Annotated in this window: 9 protein-coding genes; all 9 read left to right on the top strand. The window is 63.6% G+C overall.

The window, feature by feature from the left end; genetic code table 11:
* Positions 1-219 precede the first annotated feature (219 nt).
* A complete protein-coding gene (locus BN1724_RS08855; protein ID WP_058235062.1) occupies positions 220-1686 on the top strand; it encodes a lysine N(6)-hydroxylase/L-ornithine N(5)-oxygenase family protein in 1467 nt (488 codons plus the stop codon).
* Positions 1683-2804 (top strand): FecCD family ABC transporter permease, encoded by a 1122-nt coding sequence (locus tag BN1724_RS08860; protein WP_084252919.1) that lies wholly within the window; start codon positions 1683-1685, stop codon positions 2802-2804. Before BN1724_RS08855 ends, BN1724_RS08860 begins: the two co-directional genes overlap by 4 nt.
* Positions 2801-3874: a FecCD family ABC transporter permease gene (locus tag BN1724_RS08865; RefSeq protein WP_058235063.1), complete on the top strand. Its 1074-nt coding sequence runs from the start codon at positions 2801-2803 to the stop codon at positions 3872-3874. Before BN1724_RS08860 ends, BN1724_RS08865 begins: the two co-directional genes overlap by 4 nt.
* Positions 3871-4776, top strand: a complete 906-nt coding sequence (locus BN1724_RS08870; RefSeq protein WP_084252920.1) for an ABC transporter ATP-binding protein — start codon at positions 3871-3873, stop codon at positions 4774-4776. Before BN1724_RS08865 ends, BN1724_RS08870 begins: the two co-directional genes overlap by 4 nt.
* A 197-nt stretch (positions 4777-4973) precedes the next feature.
* Positions 4974-5993, top strand: coding sequence for an ABC transporter substrate-binding protein (locus tag BN1724_RS08875; protein ID WP_084252921.1), 1020 nt, complete (start codon positions 4974-4976; stop codon positions 5991-5993).
* A gap of 7 nt (positions 5994-6000) precedes the next feature.
* A complete protein-coding gene (locus BN1724_RS08880; protein ID WP_058235065.1) occupies positions 6001-7770 on the top strand; it encodes a (2,3-dihydroxybenzoyl)adenylate synthase in 1770 nt (589 codons plus the stop codon).
* Positions 7771-7829: 59 nt separating this feature from the next.
* A complete protein-coding gene (locus tag BN1724_RS08885) occupies positions 7830-8081 on the top strand; it encodes a phosphopantetheine-binding protein (RefSeq protein WP_058235066.1) in 252 nt (83 codons plus the stop codon).
* A complete protein-coding gene (locus BN1724_RS08890) occupies positions 8078-8299 on the top strand; it encodes an MbtH family protein (RefSeq protein ID WP_058235067.1) in 222 nt (73 codons plus the stop codon). The genes BN1724_RS08885 and BN1724_RS08890 overlap by 4 nt, the downstream gene beginning before the upstream one ends.
* Positions 8296-9099, top strand: coding sequence for a siderophore-interacting protein (locus tag BN1724_RS08895; RefSeq protein WP_058235068.1), 804 nt, complete (start codon positions 8296-8298; stop codon positions 9097-9099). The genes BN1724_RS08890 and BN1724_RS08895 overlap by 4 nt, the downstream gene beginning before the upstream one ends.
* The last annotated feature ends 63 nt before the right edge of the window (positions 9100-9162 follow it).

Consider the following 9162-nt stretch of genomic DNA (forward strand, 5'->3'; position numbering starts at 1 on the left):
CAGGTGGGGTGGGGGCGGTCTGCGCAGACCGCGTCTCATATATAGGGTAGCCTTGCTTAAATAAGAAACATACCTGTAGCGTAATCCCCGTGCTGGGTTGGTCCTGCTCGTGCAGGGTCCAGTTCCGGTGATCTCGGTCCGGTCCGCTCCGGACTCATAGACACCGGTCCCACCGACGCGGCATTGCACACGCTCCCTGAGTCCCCTGGAAGGATCTCCATGCCCATCCCTGTCCCGACCCGGGAATACAACCTCGATACTCAGGACAGTGTTGACATTGACCTGTTGGGCGTCGGCTTCGGCCCGTCAAACATGGCCTTGGCAATTGCGCTGCAAGAACAGGGATGGGCAAGCGCCTCAACCGACGTCAATGCGACCGATCACCAGCAGACATTCGGTTCCGACCGCGCGCCCCGCGCCCTGTTCTTAGAAGCATCCACCGAAACCACGTGGCACCCGGGCCTGCTCTTCGAGGACGCCAGCCTCCAGGTGTGCTTTGCCAAAGACCTGGTGAGCTTCCGCAACCCCACCTCACCCTTTAGCTTCCTGAACTTCCTGGTCGACCAAGGCCGAGTGCACGACTTCTTCAACCGCGGATCCTTCGCCCCGCTGCGCGTGGAATTCATCGCCTACCTGCGCTGGGCCGCCGAACAGCTCGGCCAGTGGGTCCGCCGGGGTGAACGCGTCGTAGCGGTACGACCGCGGCGTCGAGACGGCGAGATTATCGGCTACGACGTGGACTCCGTGACCGGCGACGGGAACATCACCACCCGCCGAGCCCGGCACGTGGTGATTGCAGCCGGACTACGCGCCCACCTTCCCGAGGACTTCCCCGACCACCCCGCCGCCTTCCACAGTGGCGAATATCTGCACCGCATCGGCGACCTGCGCGACGTGCGCACCGCCGTCGTGATCGGAGGAGGCCAGAGCGCCGCTGAAGCAGCCCTAGAAACCCACCGTCGTTTCCCGAATGCCACGGTTCACCTGGTGCACTCCAGGTTCGGGCTGATCCCCTCCGACGCCACCCCCTTTGCCAATCGCATCTTCGACAACCCGTCTGTCGACACCCTCTTCCATGCGCCGGAGCACGTACGCGACCGCCTGCACAGAGTGCACGCCAACACCAATAACTCGGTGGTTCATGAGCACACCCTCCAGGAACTCTACGACGCCTGGTACATCGGGTCGTGGACGGGTCGTGAACAGCTCGTGCTGCACGACGTTTCCACAGTGCTGGGGGTGACGGTGACGGAATCCGCTGCATCCCAGGAAGCCGCCGCACACTCCACCGACAGCGCCCCCTTGCGCGTTGATGTTTTGCATGAAATGGATGGCACACAGATCAGCATTGACGCCGACCTCGTCGTGGCAGGCACCGGCTACGAACCCGTCGATCCCTCCGCCCTGCTGGGCGAAGCCGCCGCGGAGCTGGTGCGCGATCACGCCGGACGCCTACGTGCCGAGCGTGACTACTCGCTGATCTGGAATACCCAGGCTTCGGCGAAGCTGTTTGCTACGGGGGTCACTCAGCACCAGCACGGACTGTCTGTCACGCTCCTGTCCAACATTGCGCTGCGCGCCGGGGAAATTATTGAGGCGCTGCACCCAGTCATCGCGGAACCGGAGAGCCGGCCTGTGAATGCAGAACACCTCAGTGCTGTGGCTTTAACCGGCCAGGGCCTATGACGCCCGTACTCACCCCCACCGTTCAAGAGGACGGGGACACAACCAGCCACGACACTCGCCGGGGTCTTGAACCCAACGACCCCAGGGCCGTGCTCGGAGCGGTCACCAGCAGTGCTCGACGACGCGTGATCGGACTGCTTGCGCTGATTGCCACTTTGGTCATGGTGTGCCTGCTGTCGCTCGCATTGGGGGCCCGAGACATCGGCATCAGCACGGTGGTGCGCACCATCATGTCCATGCTGTCGGGCAACACACCTACCGGATACGACGCCGTGGTCATCGCCAACGAGCGTCTGCCCCGAACCATTGTGGGTCTGCTCGTCGGGCTGTGCCTCGGGGCAGCCGGCGCGATCATGCAAGCCATTACCCGCAATCCGCTGGCCGACGGAGGAATCCTCGGGGTCGAGCTGGGCGCGGCCTGCGCGGTGGTATTCGGCATCGTGTACCTGAACCTGACCAGCACGTTTGCCACCTTCTGGTTTGCTCTAGTCGGGGCGATGGCGACTGCTGGGTTCGTCTATGCGGTCTCCCGCTGCACGCGGTCGCTGTCCTCCGGGGTGTCGCTGGTGATTTCCGGTGCCGCCACCGCGGCGATGCTCGGGGCGCTCATTAACCTGCTGATTATCCGCGACGAATCAGCCTTTTCCCGCTACAAATTCTGGTCCATCGGTCAGGTGGCGGGACGCGGCGACACCCTCGGGGAGCTGTGGCCTTTTGCCGTGGTCGGGCTGATCCTCGCCCTTTTCAGCGGGCCGACCTTAAACGCGCTGTCGCTCGGTGAATCCGTGGCAGCGGGTCTCGGGGTGAAGGTGCACCGGGCTCAGCTGTGGACCGCGTTTGTTGCCGTGATGCTCTGCGCAGCGGCAGTGGCAGCAGCCGGACCGATTGCGTTTATCGGGTTGGTCGGAGCCCATCTAGCCCGGCTCGTTGTTGGCGCTGACCAGCGGATTTTAGTGCCATTTGCGATGCTGTTTGGAGCCACCGTCTTGGTGGCAGCCGATGTGCTCGGACGATTGGTCCCAGGTCAAGGCGAAATTGCGGTCGGGATTATGACCGCCGTCGTGGGGACTCCGTTCTTTATCGCGTTGGCCCGTACCCGGAGGCTGGTGGAGGCATGACCAGCACCCTTGCGCCCGCCCCAGTTCCCGAGCAGGTCAGGACCTCCGCCCAGGTACTGGACATGCTGCACGCTCAGCGCCGTCGCCGCCGCACCCGGGCACTTATCACCGCGAGTGTTCTCACCGCGATCCTGCTGATCGGCATGATCGCCGAAATTGTGGTCGGTGGCAGTGCGCGCATTGAGCTCTCTGAGATCCCGGCGGCGGTAATCGGACAAGGGGAGGGCCTTGCCGACTTCGTGATCTTTGAGACCAGACTTCCGCGTGCTCTGGCAGCGGTGCTGGTTGGGGCATTGTTTGGGCTATCCGGGGTGATGTATCAGCGGCTGATCGGCAATGTCTTGGCGACCCCCGACATTATTGGGGTGTCTGCCGGAGCCAGCACCGGCGCCGTGATCGTGATTGTCTCGGCGGCAGCAAGCGGGGTGGCGGTGCAGGCCGGGGCCCTCATGGGCGCGGCCTTGGCAGCCGCCTTGATTTTCGGACTCAGCTGGAGCAAAGGCTCATCCACCTACCGCCTGGTGCTAGTCGGCATTGGTGTTGGTGCATGTTTCTCTGCTATTACCAGTTATTTACTGGCCTTCGCGGGAACCGAGGTGTCAAACCGGGCGATGCGCTGGCTCATCGGTTCTCTATCCGGGGTGCAGTGGGCCGACATTACCCCACTGGTGATCACCCTGGTCATTGGAACTTTAGCTGCACTCATCATCGGCCCGTCGCTGGAAACAATACGGCTGGGTGACCCTTTGGCCGCAGCCCTTGGCACTCGGGTTCAGTTACTGCGTATTGCGGCACTGGTGCTTGGGGCAAGCCTGGCTGCCATCGCCACCAGCGTCTCGGGTCCGGTCGGATTCATCGCGCTGGTATCCGGTCCGATTGCGACCCGGCTATTTCCGGAGGGAGGAGTGCTGCCAGCCGCATTAGTTGGCGCAACACTGCTGGTGCTCTCCGACGTCACCGCCCAGTCGGCTCCTGTGATCAGCCCAATCCCCACCGGGGTGCTTACCGGTCTCGTCGGGGCTCCAATCCTGATGTTCCTGCTCATGAAACGGAAGGCCAATAGCCGATGACCACCGTACGCCGCCCATTGGACAGCACGGTCACCGACGCCACGGTCATCGACTCTGCGGTCGCTGGTTCCACGGCGACCGGTTCCACAGCGACTGATTCCACGCTCACCGCGCCGAGCCTTTCCGCACACCACCTCGCCGTCGGGTACGGGAACACCCTCGTGATGACCGAGCTCGATCTTGAGATCCCCACTGGTCAGATCACGGCTCTGATTGGCCCCAACGGATGCGGTAAGTCGACACTGCTGGGAGCTATGGCCCGGCTGCTGCCCGCCCGGCACGGCGCCGTCTACCTGGATGGTGCTGCGATTCATCGCCTACCCACCCGGGAGGTCGCCAGAAAGCTCGGTCTGCTACCGCAGGCACCCATCGCCCCGGAGGGCATTACCGTAGCTGAACTCGTCCGTCGGGGCCGGCACCCCTACCGGCGATTCGGTGCCGGGACCAGCGAGGACGATCAGATCGTGGCGCAGGCCCTGGTGCGTACCCACATGGGCGAATTCGCAACCCGGCCCGTGGATTCACTGTCGGGCGGTCAGCGTCAACGGGCCTGGATCGCGATGGCGCTCGCCCAACGCACCCCGCTGCTGCTGCTGGACGAACCCACCAGCTATCTCGATATTGCACACCAAATCGAGGTGATGGACCTTCTGGTGGAACTCAACCAGGCAGGAACCACCATTGTGGTGGTGCTGCACGACCTCAATCAGGCTGCTCAATACGCCCATACCGTCGTCGTCCTCAAAGAGGGGACCATTGTCGGGCTGGGCCGTCCGCATGAGGTGATCACCAGCTCGTGTGTGCACGACGTCTTTGGGGTGCGGGCACGGGTCATCCCAGATCCGGATACCGGCTCCCCCCTGGTGTTGCCGCGCAGCCGCCACGATGCGACACCGTCTTAGACCTGACTATCTGTATGGCCGACCTTGTCTACACCTCGACCCGATATGCATCCCAATGTTGTCGTCCTGAGAGCCTGCCCGTCGCCTCGACGCCCCAGGTAGGCGGCATCCGCTGGATCCCAGCACCCCACCCCATTGCGGCCAGGACACCCTGATCCCGCACCCTCCCCACCACCCCACCAAGGAGTGAGACCACCATGATGAGAATGACCCGACGTCGAGTTGTCGCTGCCGCGGCAACTCTCGTGCTGAGCGCCGTCGGCCTCACGGCCTGCGGATCGAAGTCCGAGCCCACCCCGTCCGCTGCACCGTCCTCGGGCGCAGCCTCTGCCTACCCGATGACGCTAGAGAGCCCGTTTGGAAAAACGGAGCTGAAGGAAAAGCCCAAGCGGGTCGCCGTGGTGTCGGATATTGATCTCGACATTGCCCTAGCGCTGGGCATTAAACCGGTGATCAGCCCCCGATACGGGGATGCCAAGCTGGAACCGTGGGAAGCCCCCGTGGTCGAAAAGCTCGGCGGTGACCTCACCACCTACAACTCCACCGACGGTGTGGATTTTGAAGCTATCGCGGCTGCTAAGCCCGACGTCATCCTCGCCACCAGCGGATGGTCCCTGGATAAGGACTACGCCCAACTGTCGAAGATCGCCCCGGTCGTTTCCTACCAGGGCAAAGACGGGCTGAGTGCGATGACTTGGGATCAGCGAACCAAGGAAGCGGCCAAAGCCCTGGATGAGACGCCCAAAGCAGAGGCCGTGATCGCAGAGGTCACCAAGAAGTTTGACACCGCGAAAGCCGCGCACCCCGAGTTTGCGGGCAAGTCCTTCACCTACGCGGTGATCCATCCTCAGCAGATCACCTATGAGTCCTACAAGGGCGGCGACGTCAGTTTCTTCACCCGGCTCGGCTTCACCCAGCCGGAGATGGCCTCCAAGTTCGGGGCGAAGAACAACGGCGTCAGCCGGGAGAACCTGGACGTGCTTGATTCCGACATCCTGCTGATCGGCTACCCCTTCGGCGACGAGGGCCTGATGAGCCGCGAGAAGCTCGAAGCTGACCCCCTATTTAAGCAGCTCAAGGTGGTGTCTGGCGGTCACTACGCGGTGGTTCCCGACGAGATTGCCTCCCCATTGGCCTACCCGACCCCGCTCAGTGAGCCCTGGCTGGTGGACCAGTTGGTGCCGATTCTGTCCACCGCTGCCGCGGGAAAGAAGTGATTACACGATGACAGGTGGGTCCCTCGCGACGGTGGTGCCGCTGCCGATTGACGGTGTGGTGCCATACCCCGATGAGTACATCGAGCGCTACCGTGCCAACGGCCTGTGGATAGGCCAGACCCTGGATGCGTTCCTGCGCGAAGCAGTCGCGGGGGACCCACACCGTCTCGCCATTATTGACGGCGAGCATCAGATCACCTACGGCGAGCTGGATCATCTGGTCGCCCGCGCCGCCACCCTGCTGCGAGGTCGTCTTCAGCTGAGTCGCGGAGACCGGGTAATCGTCCAACTGCCCAACATCTCCGAGTTTGTGATCATCACATTTGCCATGTTCCGGCTGGGCGTCATCCCCATCTTCGCGCTGCCCGCTCACCGCCGTACCGACCTGCTGCACTTCGCGCACACCGGCGATGCGGTGGGCATCGTGACCCGACGCCTGATCGCAGGATTCGACCATGCCCGCCTCGCCCGCGAGGTCATCGACATAGCCCCGACCATGCGCGATCTGGTTCTCGTCGATGACCTAAGAGAAGACCTACGGAACCTGCCCCCTGCCGGCACCGTGGCGGTCTCACCCGCCGACGTGGCCTTCCTGCAACTTTCCGGGGGAACCACCGGAACCCCTAAACTCATTGCCCGCACCCACGACGACTACCTATTCTCCGTGCGGGAGAGCGCACGCATCTGCGAACTCGGGCCGGACAGCCGCATGCTGGTGGCCATCCCGATTTCCCACAACTTCACGATGTCCTCCCCCGGCATCCTGGGCATCATTCACGCCCGCGGCTGCATGGTGCTCACCGAGGACCCCAGCCCGGCCACCGCCCTGGAGCTGATCGCCCGCCACCGCGTCACCATCGTCCCGACCGTCCCGCCCCTAGCAATCGGCTGGATGAACTCGCCAGAGATTGAACACGCCGACCTGAGCAGTCTTCGAGTTCTCCAAGTTGGCGGAGCCAAGCTCAGCCGCAGCGTCGCCACCCGCATTGAGCCCACCTTCGGTTGCCGCCTCCAGCAGGTCTTCGGCATGGCGGAAGGCCTGGTCAACTACACCCGGATAGACGATGACCTCGACACCATCGTCTCCACCCAAGGTCTGCGGATCAGCCCCGCCGACGAAGTACGGGTCGTAGATGAGCGCGATCAGCCGGTTCCCCCGGGTACGCCGGGCGCGCTGCTGACCCGCGGGCCCTACACCATCCGCGGATACTTCCGGGCTCCCGAACACAATGCGCGCTCGTTCACCCCGGACGGGTTCTACCGCACCGGCGACCTGGTGATCGAACGCGAAGATGGGTACCTCACCGTCGTGGGCCGGGTTAAAGACCAGATCAACCGCGGTGGCGAAAAGATTGCCCCGGAAGAAGTAGAGAACGCGCTGCTTGCCCACCCGGACATCCACGATGTCTCCGTCACCGGCATCCCCGACGAGGTTCTCGGTGAGCGCATTCACGCGCACATCGTGCTGCGTCGGACGGGTCCCGGTCAGGGGCAGCAGAGCGGGCAGGGGGTAGACGATGGCGCCGATGGCGCGAGCGGGGGCTCGGCTGGCCCCGATGTGAAGGCTCGCAGCCTGCGGCCCGTGGATCTGCGGCGGTTCCTCGCCGCGCAGGGCCTAGCCACCTACAAAATCCCGGACGTATTTGCGCTGGTAGAAGCCCTGCCTGAAACCGGTGTCGGGAAAATCGACCGCCGTAGGCTCAGCCAGGCCCCAGGCGCACCGCCTCGTGACCTCGGCCAGATCAGCGCCGATGACATCAGACCCGACCAGGAGTGATCGGTCTCGGCGCAACTAGCCCTCACCAGATCAGCCCCAACCCAACCAGAAAGGACCTCATGCCGCCGTCTAACACCGCGCTCACCCGCGCCCGCGACTTCGTAGCCCAGGTTGTTCCCGACGACATCTCCGAGGCAACCGCCGAGGAAGACCTGCGAGATTACGGCCTCGACTCGGTGCGCGCGATTGACCTGATCGCCCTCGTGAATGCCGCAGGAGGCGAGCTCGGATTCCCCGACCTCGCTGGCGGCCCGACCCTGACCATCATCGCCTCCGCCCTGGAGGCCTCCGATCCGGAAGGACCCCGATGACCACGAACCCCTTTGACGACGAGGACGGCGTCTTTCTCGTACTGATCAACGACGAAGAACAGTATTCACTGTGGCCCGCGTTCGCTGAGGTCCCCTCCGGCTGGAGTGTGGTGCTCGGCGAGTCATCACGCGCAGATGCCATCGCCTATGTCGAGGCGAACTGGACGGATCTGCGTCCACGTTCACTGCGTGAGGCACTGGCTGGGAGTACCTCATGAGCGCCGCACCGATCCAGTACGTCGACTATCCGGTGCGGATCCGTGACGTTGAGGTGGTGCGCACCACCGTGCTGTCGGACACCATGATTCGGCTGACCTTGGGCGGGCCGGGTGCCGACGGCTTTGAAAGCGCCATCTTTGATGAGCATGTCAAGCTCATTTTCCCCGACCCTGACACTGGTGAACTGCGCCTTCCTACCCCGGATGGCGATGAACTGGATTGGCCCAGGCCGGTTCCGACGTCGCGGGAATACACGGTGCGGGCCTACCGTCCTCAAAGCCGTGAAATCGATATTGATTTCGTTGTGCACGAGGTCGGTTTGGCCTCGGATTGGGCGCGTGCGGCGGTCCCGGGCGATCGCGTGCACGTGGCGGGTCCTCCGGGAGGTTACCGGATCAGCGACGACTACGACTTTTATGTGCTTGCCGCTGACGAAACGGCTCTTCCTGCGGTGGCCCGGTGGTTGGAGGAGAGTCCTCGTGACCGTCGGGGAGCTGTGGTGATTGAGGTGGCTGGGCCGGGCTCTAAGCAGCCGCTCGAGGCGCCGGAGGGTGTGAGCGTCACCTGGGTCTACGGCGGACATGTCGCCTCCACGGTGTTGGAAGATGCGACCCGCGCGGTGGAGATTCCTGAGGGTGCGGAGGTTTTTGTGTGGCTGGCCGGGGAAGCGGGTGCCATTAAGCCGCTTCGCCGCTGGGTGCGTCAGGAGCTGGGTCTGACCAAGGAACACTCCTCGATTACCGGCTATTGGAAACGCGGCAGCGCCGACACCCACGAACATCTCGACGACGACGAGTAAGCGGTCGCGACGATTAATCCGAGCTGACTTTGCGTCCGCGTCTGTGACGAGACCACCTGTTCC

Origin of the sequence: Devriesea agamarum, from assembly GCF_900070355.1 — a bacterium.
Lineage (GTDB): Bacteria > Actinomycetota > Actinomycetes > Actinomycetales > Dermabacteraceae > Devriesea > Devriesea agamarum.